This is a genomic window from Streptomyces sp. NPDC091376 (assembly GCF_044757085.1).
GTDB lineage: Bacteria > Actinomycetota > Actinomycetes > Streptomycetales > Streptomycetaceae > Streptomyces > Streptomyces pratisoli.
In genome coordinates, this window is sequence record NZ_JBIVUF010000044.1 from 1 (window position 1) to 14,504 (window position 14,504).

12 protein-coding genes and 4 pseudogenes are annotated in these 14,504 nt (G+C 68.2%); 12 read left to right on the forward strand and 4 right to left on the reverse strand.

The annotated features are described in order from the left end of the window. A pseudogene (locus ACIQMR_RS37715) lies at nucleotides 1-903 on the forward strand (IS630 family transposase); the annotation flags it as partial. Here ACIQMR_RS37715 and ACIQMR_RS37720 read toward each other — a convergent pair. Then, a complete protein-coding gene (locus tag ACIQMR_RS37720) occupies nucleotides 804-1,856 on the reverse strand; it encodes a DUF6292 family protein (protein ID WP_401397534.1) in 1,053 nt (350 codons plus the stop codon). The pseudogene ACIQMR_RS37715 and the gene ACIQMR_RS37720 overlap by 100 nt on opposite strands. A 71-nt stretch (nucleotides 1,857-1,927) precedes the next feature. Here ACIQMR_RS37720 and ACIQMR_RS37725 point away from each other — a divergent pair, with 71 nt between their 5' ends. The 6 genes and pseudogenes from ACIQMR_RS37725 (at nucleotide 1,928) to ACIQMR_RS37750 (ending at nucleotide 5,682) form a co-directional block, all read left to right on the forward strand. Beyond that, entirely contained in the window at nucleotides 1,928-2,377 is a 450-nt protein-coding gene (locus ACIQMR_RS37725; protein ID WP_401397537.1) for a hypothetical protein, read from the forward strand. Nucleotides 2,378-2,807: 430 nt separating this feature from the next. Then, nucleotides 2,808-3,080, forward strand: a pseudogene (locus ACIQMR_RS37730) (zeta toxin family protein); the annotation flags it as partial. A 178-nt stretch (nucleotides 3,081-3,258) separates the two neighbouring features. Next, nucleotides 3,259-3,327, forward strand: a pseudogene (locus ACIQMR_RS37735) (hypothetical protein); the annotation flags it as partial. 269 nt (nucleotides 3,328-3,596) lie between these two features. After that, nucleotides 3,597-4,399: pseudogene (locus ACIQMR_RS37740) on the forward strand (tyrosine-type recombinase/integrase); the annotation flags it as partial. Between the two features lie 479 nt (nucleotides 4,400-4,878). Then, entirely contained in the window at nucleotides 4,879-5,286 is a 408-nt protein-coding gene (locus ACIQMR_RS37745; RefSeq protein WP_401397540.1) for a hypothetical protein, read from the forward strand. A gap of 15 nt (nucleotides 5,287-5,301) precedes the next feature. Next, nucleotides 5,302-5,682 carry a hypothetical protein gene (locus tag ACIQMR_RS37750; protein ID WP_401397543.1) on the forward strand — a complete coding sequence of 127 codons (381 nt, stop codon included), beginning with the start codon at nucleotides 5,302-5,304 and terminating at the stop codon, nucleotides 5,680-5,682. On the opposite strand, the gene ACIQMR_RS37755 is transcribed toward ACIQMR_RS37750, so the two are convergent. Next, entirely contained in the window at nucleotides 5,683-6,015 is a 333-nt protein-coding gene (locus ACIQMR_RS37755) for a Tn3 family transposase (RefSeq protein ID WP_401397546.1), read from the reverse strand. It lies immediately after the preceding gene. Between the two features lie 656 nt (nucleotides 6,016-6,671). Here ACIQMR_RS37755 and ACIQMR_RS37760 point away from each other — a divergent pair. Together ACIQMR_RS37760 and ACIQMR_RS37765 are read left to right on the forward strand one after the other, a co-directional pair. Continuing rightward, nucleotides 6,672-9,842 carry a DEAD/DEAH box helicase gene (locus tag ACIQMR_RS37760; RefSeq protein WP_401397549.1) on the forward strand — a complete coding sequence of 1,057 codons (3,171 nt, stop codon included), beginning with the start codon at nucleotides 6,672-6,674 and terminating at the stop codon, nucleotides 9,840-9,842. A gap of 285 nt (nucleotides 9,843-10,127) precedes the next feature. After that, nucleotides 10,128-11,078: an SEC-C metal-binding domain-containing protein gene (locus ACIQMR_RS37765; RefSeq protein ID WP_401397552.1), complete on the forward strand. Its 951-nt coding sequence runs from the start codon at nucleotides 10,128-10,130 to the stop codon at nucleotides 11,076-11,078. A gap of 460 nt (nucleotides 11,079-11,538) precedes the next feature. On the opposite strand, the gene ACIQMR_RS37770 is transcribed toward ACIQMR_RS37765, so the two are convergent. Both ACIQMR_RS37770 and ACIQMR_RS37775 read right to left on the reverse strand, forming a co-directional pair. Then, the gene (locus tag ACIQMR_RS37770) at nucleotides 11,539-11,997 is read right to left on the reverse strand and encodes a hypothetical protein (protein ID WP_401397555.1); all 459 of its coding nucleotides are present in this window, start codon (nucleotides 11,995-11,997) and stop codon (nucleotides 11,539-11,541) included. 179 nt (nucleotides 11,998-12,176) lie between these two features. After that, entirely contained in the window at nucleotides 12,177-12,512 is a 336-nt protein-coding gene (locus tag ACIQMR_RS37775; RefSeq protein WP_401397558.1) for a hypothetical protein, read from the reverse strand. Nucleotides 12,513-12,894: 382 nt separating this feature from the next. On the opposite strand from ACIQMR_RS37775, the gene ACIQMR_RS37780 reads away from it, so the two are divergent. The 3 genes from ACIQMR_RS37780 to ACIQMR_RS37790 all read left to right on the forward strand — a co-directional run bounded on the left by ACIQMR_RS37780 (nucleotide 12,895) and on the right by ACIQMR_RS37790 (nucleotide 14,412). Next, nucleotides 12,895-13,335, forward strand: coding sequence for a hypothetical protein (locus tag ACIQMR_RS37780; protein ID WP_401397561.1), 441 nt, complete (start codon nucleotides 12,895-12,897; stop codon nucleotides 13,333-13,335). Nucleotides 13,336-13,522: 187 nt separating this feature from the next. Beyond that, complete coding sequence (locus ACIQMR_RS37785; protein ID WP_401397564.1) at nucleotides 13,523-13,711, forward strand: helicase associated domain-containing protein; 189 nt, start codon at nucleotides 13,523-13,525, stop codon at nucleotides 13,709-13,711. 32 nt (nucleotides 13,712-13,743) lie between these two features. After that, the gene (locus tag ACIQMR_RS37790) at nucleotides 13,744-14,412 is read left to right on the forward strand and encodes a hypothetical protein (RefSeq protein WP_401397566.1); all 669 of its coding nucleotides are present in this window, start codon (nucleotides 13,744-13,746) and stop codon (nucleotides 14,410-14,412) included. Nucleotides 14,413-14,504 lie beyond the last annotated feature (92 nt).

Sequence of the window (14,504 nt, forward strand, 5' to 3'; positions counted from 1 at the left end):
TCCCGGTTTGTGCTGTACCGGATCGCCGGGCTGGGTGACATGCCGCGTCCGGGCGGACCCAGGACGGTGACGGACGAGCAGGTCGCCGCGGTGGTCACCAGGACGCTGGAATCCACGCCGAAGAACGCGACACACTGGTCGACCCGGTCGATGGCGAAGGAGATGGGCCTGTCGCAGTCGTCAGTGTCACGGATCTGGCGGGCGTTTGGACTGCAGCCGCACCGGTCGGAGACCTTCAAACTGTCAACCGGTCCGTACTTCGTCGACAAGGTCCACGACGTCGTGGGGCTCTACCTGGACCCGCCCGAGCGGGCGCTGGTGTTCTGCGTGGATGAGAAATCGCAGATCCAGGCCCTGGACAGGTCCCAGCCCGTGCTGCCGATGATGCCCGGAGTTCCCGAGCGGACCACCCACGACTACCTTCGCGCCGGCACCACCACACTGTTCGCGGCACTGGAGGTCGCCACCGGCAAAGTCATCGGCTCCCTGCACCGCCGCACCGCGCCGAGGAGTTCAAGATGTTCCTGATCAAGCCCGACAGGAAGTACCCGCCGGCCTGGACGTCCACCTGATCTGCGACAACTACGCCACCCACAAGACACCCGCCATCAAGAAGTGGCTGCTGGCCCATCCCCGTTTCCACCTGCACTTCACACCGACCGGCTCATCCTGGCTCAACCTCGTCGAGCGATGATTCGCCGAACTCACCAACAAGCACATACGGCGAGGAGTCCACAGATCCGCCCAAGCCCTTGAGAAGGACATCCGCACCTGGATCGACGCCCGGAACACCCACCGAAACCCTACATCTGGACCAAGACCGCCGACGAGATGCCCTTGCGGCCGTCGGCGAGCTGCTCGAGCAACTCCGCCGGCTCCGGCCTGATGCTGCTGGCGAGGTAGCGGATTCCTTCGCCTTCCGGAGCGGTTCCGGTGTCCTTGCGGATCGGGTGGCGGCGGCTGGTCGCGGTGCGCCATCCGTACCGCTCGTCCCACACCAGCGCTGGCGAGGTCTGGCCGGCGGTGAGCGGGACGGCGGCCGCCAGGTACTCGTCGGCGAGTTGGCGCACCTCGACCTGGACCGGCTCGGCGACGCCGGCCTCGGCCAGGGCGTCGGCCACCTGCTGCAGGTAGGGGCGTGCACGGCGGGTGCGCAGCTCGGCCTCGGCGATCGTCGTGGCGCCACGGTGGGTGACGGTGGGGTAGCCAAGGCGTTCGGCGGCCTCGAGCGGGGTGAGCTGGGGCTCGGCCTCGACCAGGTCGGCGATGCGCCGGCCGCGGACCTGCGCGAGTCCGGCCTGGGCGGTGGGGAACTTCGCGATGCCGAGGGTGTCGGCGACTTCGGTGAGCGTGATCGCCGGGTTGTCGTTGAGCAGTTCAGTGATGCGGGGCAGGATCTCGTCGCGCGGGATCATGTCGCCGCTGCCGGTGCGGCGTCCGCCGCCGGCGCCGCGGCCGGGGCGGGACTCCTTGAACTCGCGCACGACGCGGCGCGGCCAGTGCTCTGTGCCGTTTTCCTGCGGGACCAGGACGACGTGCTCGGTCAGCTTCGGGTCGCTCTTGTACTTGTTCCAGCTGGCCGGCGACACGCCCAGCTCGGCAGCGGCCTCATGGCGGTCCAGCAGGTCCTCGTCGTCATCGGCGTCCGGCAGGGCGGGGACGGGCTCGCTGGCCCAGAAGGCCTTCGTCTGCTCGCTGTCCCACAGCTTGGCCCGCGCGTCGGGCGAGCTGATCGGGGCGGGGTGCCCCTCCTGCTCATAGGGCTTGGTGTTGCGGAAGGTGCCCAGCGGCTTGCCGGCAGCGGCAGCCAGGTCGGCCATCGTCTGTGCGTACTTCAGGCGTCCGGCGCGAATCATCTTCTTCGTATCTCCATCAGGGGGCGGGCGAGGCACCGGTGTCAGCGCCCCGCCCGGAGCGGACGGTTCAGATGGTCGAGGGGTTCGGCAGGCACGGTTCGCCGGGCTCGGCGCCGCATTGCGTCGCAGCTGCGGGCGGCGGCGTCGATGAACGGCTGGAGGAAGGCGAAGGCGCCGGCGGCGTGGGCGAACGGAATCAGGTCGGCGGCCGTGATGACGTACAGGGCATGCGGGGCTCGGCCGGTGGCGCGGACGCGGATGCCGGCAGTGTCGCCCGGGCCCGAGGCGAGATCGGAAAGAACAAGGACGTCGGGGTGCCACTGCACGATGGCATCGGCGTCGGCCAAGTCGCGGGCAAGTTCGGCGGACGCGGCCGCGGCGCTGGCCGGCCAGGCCAGCTGTGCGCTGTCGTGGGCGGCGCGCTCGGCAGCGTCGGTGACGGCTGGGGCTTCGAGCTCCTAGACGTGGTGGCCGGCATCTCGCCGGGCGAGGTAGACGGGCATGAGCTGCTCCTTGCGTGAGGTGTGTTCGGTGCCGTCGTGCTGCCACGACACACCAATGAGACAACAATAACCCATTTACATCACCGCCAACAAGAAACGTGCACCTTGCGTGACACCGGCCCGATACACTCGCCATCGAGAACACCCTTCAGCCACGGAGTGCGTGTTTCGGTTGGCCGGCACCCTTGCCACCCGCTTCGGCGGATTGGGTGCCGGCCTTCTATGTGCCCACACCCCGAGCCGTCCCGCCGCACGCGAGCCAGCAACACGGCAGGCGCCGCAGCCATGCCGTCGCGTTCGTGATTTTTGTATGTTATAGTTGTCTCATCAAGTCTGGCGGCTGGCCAGCAAGGAGACGCTCGTAGCCGCCCAGGAGAACCGGTGAGAGACAGGGACGTCGTATCTGGCCATACTGTCCGACGACGAGAGCCGCGACGTTCCACCCCGGGTGATCCTTCCGGCATGGACGAAAGACGCTGCCCGCCAGGACCGGCCAGTCGTCGTGATCGTCGGCGGACAGCCGGGCGCAGGGAAATCCCAAGTCGCCGACCTTGTCCAAGCGGTGCTGGACCGTCGCGGCGGCGCAGTGCAGATCGGCGGTGACCTGTACAAGGCCGCGCACCAGCACTACGCCGAGCTCCTGGCCGTCGATGTCCGCACGGCCGGCGTCAAGGTCCGGCCGGACACGCGCCGCTGGCAGTCCGCCGTCGAGGAGTACGTCCGCATCCAACGGGTTCGACGCAGTGGTAGAGCCGGCCCTGGCCGGTCCCGCCAAGTTCCGTACGTCCGCTGGTGCGTACCGGCAGGCCAGCTCCCGCGTCGAGGTGGTGGCGGCGTGAAGTCAGCTCGGAATCCTGGACCGCTTCCTACCCGAGGCGATCGACGGCGGCGGCCGGTACGTGTCGTGGGAGAACCACGACACGTACGCGAAGCAGATGCTCGCGACGCTCGCGGTCATGGAGGCCGAGCAGCTGGCCGACCGGATCACCGTCGTACGTCGCGACGGCACGGTGCTGTACGACAACGAGCTTGTCGACAGGACGTGGCGCCGGCGGCCGAGAAGGCAGTGGCGTACGAGCGGTCACGGCCGTGGCCCGCACGGGAGACAGCCGTCTTCCGCCGGGAGCTGGCCCGGACCGATCAGCGGTTGCACCAGGAACTCGCCTGCGAGGACCGGCGCCTGGCCGTCCAGCGGGATGCCGAGCGTGCCGCCGCGCTCGCCGAACCGGTCCGGCGTATCGGCGAGGCCCTGGAACTGCTGTGGGGCACCGCGGCGGTCAACACCTGGAACGCCCGCCGGGCGGCGGTGCTCTCGTGGCTGGGCTGGTGCGCGGAGTATGGCTACGACGGCCCGCAGGTTCCGGCCTGGACGAAGCGGCTGACGGTGCCGGACTCCGAAACCCCGGCCCGCTCGAAGATGGCCGTGGACCGGCTCATCGCCCGGCGCGAGGTCCACCTGCGGGAGAAGACACTGTGGCGGATGCTCTACGAGACCTGCGCCCGCGCGGAGGAGATCCTCGGGGTGAACATCGAGGACCTGGACCTCGCCGCCCGCCGCTGCCCGGTGAAGGCCAAGGGTGCCCGCAGCAAGGCCCGCCGACGCGGGCAGGCCCGGGAGGACTTCGTGCTGGAAACCGTCTACTACAGTAGGACGCGGGCACCGCCCGTCTCCTGCCCCGCCTGCTCAAGGGCCGCACCCGCGGCCCGGTCTTCGTCACCCACCGCCGCCCGGGGCCGGGGAAGGTCGTCAGCCCGCGCGACGTGTGCCCGGACACGGGCCTGGCCCGCCTCTCCTACGGTCAGGCCCGCACCCTGCTGGACGAGCACACCGCCGTACGCGGGCCGGGGACCGGCTGGGACCTGCACGAGTACCGCCATTCCGGGCTGACCGAGCTGGGCGTGCAGGGCGCCTCCCTGCTGATGCTGATGGCGAAGTCCCGGCACAAGAAGCCGGAGAACGTCCGCCGCTATTTCAAGCCGTCTCCCGAGGCGATCTCCGAGCTGACCAGCCTGCTCGCGCCCGGCGACACGCGCCGCTGACCGTGTGTCAGTGGTGTGCTCTACCGTGGAGGGTCCACGGCCAGACGCGTACCGCCTTTCGCCGCCGTGCCGGGCGCCCACGCCGCCCGGCGCACCGTCGGCCAAGGTCCTCCGGGCCCGCGAGTGCAGCGGACCGTCCCGGCCTGATTCGCCGGCGGGGAGCGTGGGGGTACGCCAGGCTGGAGTCGACCGTGCCGAAGAAACAGTCCACCGCCGCGCAGCGCGCCCGCGAGGCCGCGCGCCAGGGCGGCAAGTACACCCGGGCCCTCCGTACCTCCTCCGAAAACCACTCTGGTGGCGCATACGCTCCTGCCTGGGGTGTTTGGGGCGTCGGGCGTACACCCGTCCGGCGGTCCACTACAGGAAATCCGATCTGGCCCAGCGTTAGATCGACTAGGGACCCCCCACCCCGCAGAAACGAGGAACCTATGAAAGCCTCACTCGCACTGCCCCTGTGCGCTCTGACTGTTCTCCCAGCCGTGCTCAGCGCACCGCTGGCCCACGCGGACACCGGCGAGGACAAGGACCGGGTGAAGAGATTCACCCTCACCACCACCAACTCCCAGGGACAGTTCCCCAATGTCACCGCCGACCTGCTGGACCGGAACGGCGAGAACGTCGGCTTCGTCACGACCAACTGCATCGCGGCTGACTCCACCCCCCGGACCGAAACCTGCCACGGGGCCTACGTCCTCGAAGAAGGCCAGCTCACCTGGCAGAACGCCACACGCAACCCGCAAACCCCCTATCTCATCGCCATCACCGGCGGCACCGGTAAGTACTGCGAGGCCCGCGGACAGATCCGCGTGGTCAGAACCGAGAGTGCACCCGAAGGCGGCCTCTACGAACTCGAAGTCATCACCGGCCGCAAGTGCACCACCACCTGATGGGCGTCGGAGGAGATGGCCCGCGATACGGACGGGCCGATCAAGCCGTGCACCGGGCTGGTCGGCCACGGCGGCGACACCGAGCGGGTCTACCAGATGCTGACCGAGAACCCGGACCTCCCGTACCGCCACGCGGCTTTCCTGGCCACGAAGGTTCGCAGCACCGGCATCGGCCGGGCGCCGCGGTTCTCGTGGCGGGACGGGAAGCTGCTGGTCGAGTCGGCGCCCAGCGTCGTCGCCGAGCTGGCCTGCCGGATCGAGCTGATCACTACCACCGTCGAGGACCGGCAGATCCCGGCCGTCGCCTCGGTCGAACTCCTCACCGCCGAGGCCGGCCGAGCCGTCCTCGCGGAGAACTACGCGGCCTACGTCGCCGAGTACGGCGAGAACGCGTAGTCACTCGTCGTCGGTGGCGTGCTTGTCCCGCAGGGGCCGCAGCCCGCCGGGCAGGTCGGGGAGCTGGAAGGAGTACCGGCCCAGCACGTTGATGTGGTGGCGCACGAACGGGGAGAGGCGGGCGACGTCCTCATCGCGGACGTCGAAGCCGTCGGCGCGGAGCTGCTTCACCGCGGCGTCCATGTACCGCGTGTTGAACAGCACGAGGGCGTTGAGGACCAGGCCCAGCGCCCCGATCTGGTCTCCGGGGACGGCCTCCTCACGTCGGCGCACGACGCCTCCGGTGATCAGGATGGTGTGACGGGACCACGCCGTGTGGCAGCTGTCGCACACCGTCGTGATCCAGCCGTGGGCGGCGTCCCCGCGCCTGCGGCGACGCCCCAGTGCGCCGCAGAACTCGCAGGTGGCCGTGGACTGCGCCTCGGCCGCGGCAAGTAGAGCCCGTACCTCGGATGCACGGCGGCGGCGAGGCGGATGCGGACGCCGCCGAGCTTCTCCTTCAGGCTGGCGACGCGGTAGTCCGGTTCACGGGCAACGAGTTGCTCGTGCAGCCGCAGGAGCAGGGGTGCCAGCCCGGCCCAACCGCACGCAGCCGGTCCGGCAACTGGTGTACGGGGGCGCAGGCCCCGGCCTGCGCATCTTGCATGAGCCATCCTCCCGCACGGCGCCGCACCGTGACACGCTGGTGGCTGCTGACCGGTGCATCCGGCGGGGCGCCCCGGCGGCGCCACTTTGCTCGCTGTCCGAGTGCGCCTTCGGCGCGTGGATGCGCGCCTTACAGTCTCGTGCGCAGTATGTCTGGTCCGTAGGCGGCGGCTCGATCCTGCCTGACCGTTCCGTGGACACTCGCTCGGGAAACCCCGTGTCGCACAATGGGTATCGGTGAGTGGAAGTCGAGGGGGAGCCGATCCCGTGACCCTCGCATCGGCCCCTCGCCTACCCGGCCCACCGCGGGCCGGTGCTCAGATCTGCAACAGAGAGCCCCTCGTATGAACGTGAGCACCCAGCCCGTGTGGGCTGAAGAGAGATTCGAGCGCAACAAGGTCCGCCAACTGCTGGTTCCCGGTGGCGCATTGAAGGTCTCTGACGAGGACGGAGTGCTGCGTGTCTCCAACGTCTACGGCAGCTGGCCCGCGGTGCGCGCGGCAACGGAGGCGGCCGACGGGCTGACGGCCGTGCTGCCCAGCCGGTCCGGTCGGGACGTAGGCTGGCAGGGAAGCCGGTCCTGTACGCCGCAGTCGGTGGTGGAGTCGTATCGGGAGGCCATCGGCTTTCGTTCGTACGATGAGCCGCGCAGTCTGCGCCGCCCGCAGATCGGCGCCCTGCACGCGGTGATGGGGCACTGGGCCTCGGGGCTTGCCGATCGTGGCATCGTGGTCATGCCCACCGGCACCGGCAAGACCGAGACCATGCTGGCTCTGCTGGTGGCCGCGCGGATGGAGCGGCTACTGGTGCTGGTGCCCAGTGCAGCGCTGCGGGACCAGATCGCAGGGAAGTTCGAGATGCTCGGCATTCTGCAGCAGGAGCAGATCGTCGCTCCCGCCGCCTTGCGGCCGCGGGTGGGCCGGCTCGAGCACGGGTTCAAGGACCCTGAGGAGGCAGCTCGGTTCGTGGCAGCGTGCAATGTCGTCGTCGCCACCCCTCAGATCCTCAACAGGAGCGTGGGAAATGTGCGGATGGCGCTGCTGTCCTCGTTCTCCCATCTGATCGTGGACGAGGCGCACCACTCCCCCGCGGATACGTGGGCGCGGGTGATCGATGACTTCTCCGAACGTCCGGTGCTGTTATTCACCGCCACCCCGTTCAGGGAGGACGGCCGCAGGCTTCCCGGTCGGACCGTGTTCCGTTTTCCGCTGCGGGAGGCCCAGCGGCTTCAGTACTTCAGGCGGATCAACTACCGGGCGGTGTTCGGTGTCGAGGACGTCGACCGGGAGCTGGCCGAGCTGGCCGTGGGCCAGTTGCGTGCCGATCTGGCAGCCGGACACGACCACTTGCTGATGGCGCGGGCCGAAAGCATTCGGAAGGCCGAGGAACTCGGCGCCCTCTACCAGGAGTTGGCGCCCGAATTCAATCCCACCGTGGTCCACCAGAACGTGGGCGTCACACGCCGCAAGGCAGCCGTGACCGCGCTGCGGCAGCGCAACTGCCGCATCATCATCTGCGTCGACATGCTCGGCGAGGGATTCGACGAGCCCGCCCTGAAGATCGCGGCCATGCATGCGGCCCGCAAGAGCCTGAGCCCGATGATCCAGTTCATCGGCCGGTTCACGCGGGCCGCGGACGGCCTGGGTGAAGCCACCGTGTTCGTCGCGCAGGAACCAGGCGCGGGCGCCTCACCGCTGCGCCGTCTGCTGCGCGAGGACGCTGACTGGAACCATCTGCTGCGCGACCTCACTGACCGCGCCACCCTTTCCGCGGAGGAGACCAGCGCCTTCGACACGACCTTCAACGGCGCGCCCGAGGAGGTGGCGGTCAGCGTGCTGGAGCCGAAGATGAGCGCGGTCGCCTACCGCACAGCTACCACAGTGTGGAGGCCCGAGGCCGCCCTCACTCTGTGCAAGGACAACGAACGCGTCCTGGACGACGCCATGGCCCTGGGCGGCGAGGACTCCCCTGTCGCCTGGTATGTCATCGAGCGCCGCACTCCCGTGCGCTGGGGCGCACCACAGGAGTTGGAACAGGTCGTCTACGAGCTGATCGTGCTCTACTTCGACACCACCAGGCGGCTGCTGTATATCCACGGTTCGGAGAAGTCGAGCACCTACAAGGACCTGGCCGAGGCAGTACTGGGCGAAAGCTGCGAACTGATCAACGGCAAGCGCACCTTCCGGGTGCTGGCCCGCCTGGACCGGCTGGTGCCGACCAACGTCGGGCTCAAGGACGCGCGTGACTACTTCACGCGTTTCTCCCTTCACGTCGGCAGTGACGTCTCGCAGGGCTTCACGACCGCCCAGGAGCACAAGAGCCAGACTCACATCGCCGCGTCCGGTTTCGACGACGGCGACAGTGTCTCGATCAGTGCGGCGCACTCGGGCCGGTTCTGGTCCCCCACAACCGCGCCGAGCCTGAAGGCCTGGACCAACTGGTGCAATGAGCAGGGCACCAAACTGCTAGACAGCACCATCAACCTGGAGCAGGTCTTCGACGGATTCATCATCCCCGAGGACATCACCGCACGGCCGCCGTACGCGCTGCTGGGCGTGGAGTGGCCCTGGCAGGTCTACCTCGGCTCCCGCGACCGGTACACCCTTACCTACGACAACGTCCGTTACGCGCTCACCGACGTGGACCTAGAGGTCGACGACTACGCCCCTACCGGCCCGTTCCTGTTCTCCCTGACGACCCCCGCCTGGCGGGTGGCCTATCAGGCGGACTACGACGCCAAAGGCCTGGTCTACCGGCCGCGCGAGCGGGACGCCGTCATCGTCGGCAGCGGCCCCACTGCCGAGCCGCAGCCGCTGGAGGCATGGCTCAACGCGCACAGGCCCGACCTGTTCCTGGAGGGCGACCGCCTCATCGACGACGAGGGCAAACTCATCGCCCCGCGCTACACCCGCCGCCCCTACGACCCGGCTCTGCTCACGCCGCTGGACTGGCGAGGCGTGGACCTCAGCAAGGAGTCACAGAAGCCGGAGCGCCGGACCGACTCCATCCAGTACTACATGTCGGCCCACCTGCAAGCCACCGGATCCTTCGACGTCCTTCTTGACGACGACGGCTCGGGCGAAGCAGCCGACCTCGTCGGCCTCAGGATCGACGGGCGCTACCTGGATGTGACACTCGTGCACTGCAAGTACTCCTCCAAGCCCGCTCCCGGTACACGGCTGAAGGACCTGTACGAGGTGTGCGGCCAAGCCATGCGCGGCGCCAAGTGGCGGCGCCGGAACGCCCTGCCCTTGCTGGATCATCTGCACAGCCGGGCCGTGCAATACGCCCGGCGCACCGGCGGTGTCTCGCCCTACGAAGTCGGCGGCCCCAAGGACCTGTTCGCCATCCGTGACCAGGCCCGCCTGCTGCGGCCCCGATTCCACACGATCATCGCCCAGCCCGGCCTTCAAGCCCGCAAGGCCACCGACGAGCAGCTCCTGCTGCTCGCGGGCGCGGAGAAGTTCGTCCGGGACACCAGCGCCGGCGACTTCACCGTCTACTGCAGCCGGTAGTTCCACGGGCGGGATACGCAGTCGGGCAGCTGCGGGTGCTACCCGGCTGCCGTCCTAGGGTCCGCCGGGCGGGGGCCCGTAGGTGCTGGCCCGGCACGGGCCAGGCCCGGGGTAGCCCGGGAGGGGCGGGGTGCAAGGGCTCGCACATCGTCTTTGCTGAGACGTCTGTCGGTTTGGCCTGCATGATGAGTTCCTGCTCGTACGGCCCGAGCGTGATCGGGTCGAGTGTGAAGGGGGATGAGGGTGAAGCACACGCCGCAGGGGACGGTTGCGTTGCCTCGAAGGATGAGCCACCTTGAGGTCGACCGCCGTGGCTATCCGGTGATTGCGACGGTGGACCGCAGCCCGAAGGAGGTGCACTTCGGAGGCATCAGCGAGCGGCGGAAGCTGGCATTGGCCGCGTTCGATTGGTGTGCGGTGTGCGGCATGCCCTTCTCGGACGAGCTGCGCTGGCAGATGGTCTTCCAAGACGGGCCATTGCCGGCCGCCGTCATCAGTGGGGAGGCCCCGGTGCACGAAGTGTGCGCACTGTATGCGGCACAAGTGTGCCCCTACCTGTTCTCCCCTCACTCGCGTCTGGGAGACGAGATGCGCAAGGGAACGGTGCGCGACCTCATGGTGCGCTTCGCGGGCTTTGAGTCCACCAGCGCGGTACACGCCCACGAGTCGCAGCTGCAGCCCGGCATCTACACCCTGCACTTCGAACACCGGGGCCAGGCGGACGAGTTCTCCTACCGCACCCCGGGCGAGATCCGCGGGCGCTTCGCCGATGCCCTGGAGCAGGAGAAGGACCTACCACACAGCGATGCGGAAGGCGAACTCATCCGGCTGTTCAACCGGCTGGATGAGGGAGGCGAGGTGGCCGGTGCGGCGCTGGCCGCAGGGGCCGCCTTCGCCAAGGACATCTTCGAGGTGCAGGGATTTGGCCCCTATCGCGGCAAGAGCTACCCGGCCGTCGCCGGACTGCTGCTGAAGGGCACCGAACAGGAGATCCGAGATTTCTCCAGCGGCGCGGGGGACGAGGCATTCGGCGCCGTCGGCCCCTGGGTGCTCGAGCGGGACGGGCAGTTCCCCGCGCCGCTGCAACGCTGGCGCGCCCGCGGCCAGAGCATGGTCCGCCGCCCCACCCCTTCCCCGCCCCAGGGGCCGGGGCGCAATGTGACCAAGAATGCGCCCTGCCCCTGCGGGTCAGGGCGCAAGGCCCGCCGCTGCCACCCTTCCGGAGTTGCCGGCTGACAACGCCGCACGCAGCGCCCTGCTGGATAGTCCCCGGCCACTCGGTGCGCGGCCACGGTGTGGTCACCCGGCCCCACCCTTCCTGGCCGCGCAGCCGACGGGCGGCCGGTGCTCCCGAGCGGGCTACCGCCGGGGGTACGTGAGCGGCCAAGTGCTTCTCAGCTCAGGCGGTAGCCGAGCTGCACGAGGCCGGCGGCCGCGGCGCAGTGCGGCGTTACCCATCCGCACGGGTTTGTTCTGCACGTCCAATTCGGACGATCTGACTCGAATTCGAGTCACGCAGGCCCGGCTTTCTGTGGGGACGCCATTGCGAGGACGTTCCCGCGCCTGCACCGACCCGAACTTCCACACCCCCACTGAACGACCTCACCGCCCGCCCGGAAGTCCCTCGTCGTCGGAGGCGTGGCCGCCCGCGCCTGCACCTGAGCAGGTAGCTCCCGCGACCAGCGGCGCAGTCGCTTCAGTCCGGGAACGGGTGACGCCCGAAGACTGGTGCCCACACCTCATCCGTCAGCCGGGCTCGGATGGGATAGCCCGGTGCGCAGACCTTGCAAATTGCAACCTCCCCGACCTTCTGGCCCTCACCCAAGGCACGGTGCACGTCCTCGGGTGTGTGGCACTCGGGGACTTGCTCCGCTGCCCCGTGCGACGTGGCCTTGCGGCGCCGGTACGCCTTCTGGCGGCAGGCGTTGGAGCAGTAGTCGCGAGGCCGCCGACCGCCCCGGACTCGCCTGGCGAAGGGAGCATCGCACTGCTGGCAGCGCGGCGCGAACCGCTCCTCGATCCTCCATTCACGGATCAGCGCCCGCAGGCCGTCATCGATGACGAGGGTGTCCCCGCCCTCGGGGAACCAGATGTTGACCAGCTGCAACTCCACACTGAGCTTCTGCGCCTGATACACGGCTCCCGCCCGTGCCATCCATGCACTGGACCAGTTCTGGCCCCTAGCGTGGGCGAGTTCCTCAAGCCGCGTTCCGTACAACGCGCAGGCCAAGAGCGTCTCCGCCCTCTCACGGTCCATAGATCGCAGAACGGTGCTCCAGGACGTGGTGCGCTCCACCCGGGGGCGCACCACAGCCCTCCCCCACTGCCGGCCAGTCATCGCTCCCCACCCCCGTTTCCCGGTTGCAGCGCCACGTCGTTCCGCATGACCACCAGGGTCTGCGCCGGCAGCGTACTGGGCTCCGGATCCCGCACGACCGGCTGAAGCGGCGCGGGCGGAACCGACGGCTTGCCCCAGGGCAACAGGCCGCAGAACGCGGAGATGACATGGCTGAGTCCGAACAGGACCTGTGGCAGATCGTCCGGCGCCGCCCGCCGCATGATCAGCCAGCCCATGAAGGCGACCAGGCCGGGCACGGCCAACAGGGCGAGCACGGCCAGTGCCACGAACCAGAAGGGCGCCCCCCACAGGGCGGCAGGCAGGGTGGGCAAGGTTGACCTCCAGGGACGAAAAGAGCCCCTGGGGAGTCACCCAGGGGCTCAGCGGGTCGGGAAGCGGTTCTGGAAAACAGAAACGGCCCATCTTCACCGGGGAGAAGAGGAGCCGTAGTGCGTGTGGACACACGTGTAGTGCCATTTCCAGGATGCCAGAGACGCGACTGCCACGTCAACTCACTTAAAACAGCAGGTAGTTGGCCTATGAGTTCGTCCAGATACCGCTGCGGAATTTCGTAACGCCGAGCCGGCGATGGACCCACGGGTGCCGGAGTAAGACGCGGGAACAATGATCTCGATGCGAAACGCCGTAGCGTCATCGAGCCTCCGGAGCACCGCTTTGCGGGAGGCGAGGCCGCACTGCGGCGACGACTCGAAGATGGAGGCCGCCGAGGCCTACGCGATCCAGCAGCGCTTCGACATCATGCTGGAGTCCACACGCGACTCGGGAGTTCAGCTGGCAGGAGGACCTCTTGACCTTGCGGATGAGGTTCTTGCCGCACAGGGCGTCCAGGGCGTGGCCAATGCTGGTGCACACACGCCGAGCTCGGTGGCGAATCTCGGCGTGTGCGCACTCGATCTTCTGCCTGCCGATGAGGTCGGACAGGATGGCTTCCTGGAGCTTGCTGATGATGTTGTGCATCAGACAGTAGGGCAAGACGCGGCGCAGCAAGTAGTTACTGACGAGGGAGTAGCCGGCCTCGCCGAGCATGTCGTGCGGGGGCAGCCGGTAAACGACGTCCCCCGCCCCGGTCAACTGCGAGCCCGTACCCAAACGACGTGGAGGCTGGCGGCTCGCCTGAGTAACCGCCGGATATGATCACAGCGCCCCCTGCCTCCCTGCCTCACATAAGGTCGTCTCACTGGGGATGCCCGACTGTCTCAATCTCTGAAGCTTTGCAGTTCACAGCACTGATCCGTCGACCAGGCCCCACTTGATCATATTCTCAATCCATGAAGCTCTGCAGGTCAGAGAGTTGCCCCAAGACCTGCAACCCGCAATCCCGTTGAGACGACATACCCAATACGCCGCACGCGAAGGACGTGTGATCGTGCCTCGTGCCCACGAGGAACATCTGCCCGACGGGACGCCGGTCCGGCTGGGTGTATGGCTCACCAACACCCGCAGCAGACGCACCCGGCTGACCCCCGAACAACGCACCCAACTCGCCAACCTCGGCATCCACTGGGCATAACAGCCCGCTCCGCTCCAGCGGCGAGTCGGCTGGTGTGGGCGGACCCGGGGGAGCAACTCGCCGTTCTTCTCCTACGCTCCGAGCATGGACCAGAACCCCGCGTACAAGTCCGTCAGGACGAACTCCAGAACAGCAACTACGGGACCATCTGCGAGACCTTCGGCGGCGGATACGAGAGCACCCTTGCGTGGCAGGCGCTCGGCAACCTCCTCGCACACCGGCCCGGCTGGCATTTCGACTTCGACTTCAACCACGGCGAGGTCACGTGGTGTCTCGGCGCGCTGGACGAAGCCGTGCTCGTCATCCACGTCAACAAAGATCTGCAGTACCACTGCTACGACCACCGCAGGGATACCGACACCGTCACCTCCGACATCGCCGCCGTGGAGACGTGGCTCGACGGGCGGGAAGATATAGCCCGCCGCCCCACCGCCACGCTGATCGAGTACGCCCGCGTAAGCAGGTGGCAGACGCTCAAGACCATTCCGATCACGCTCCGGATCAGCTGGTCCGACGGCTACTTCTCCGCCACGGCCTATCACCGGGACGAGGCCAGCTTCGGAAGGACCCTGCCCGAAGCGGCCAACCGGGCAGCGGAGATGATCTGCCATCTCCTCGGCGCACCCATAGAGCTCGCCAAGGAGATGAACCTCTCGGCAGAACTCGACGCCTCCGCCATCGGCCACATCCGGACCGCCTAAGACCGTGTCCTATGTGGTGCTGGCTCGTTGGACTGTTCATGGGGCGGGATACGTGGAGTTGGATTGTTCCGGACGGGTTGTGGGAGATCGCG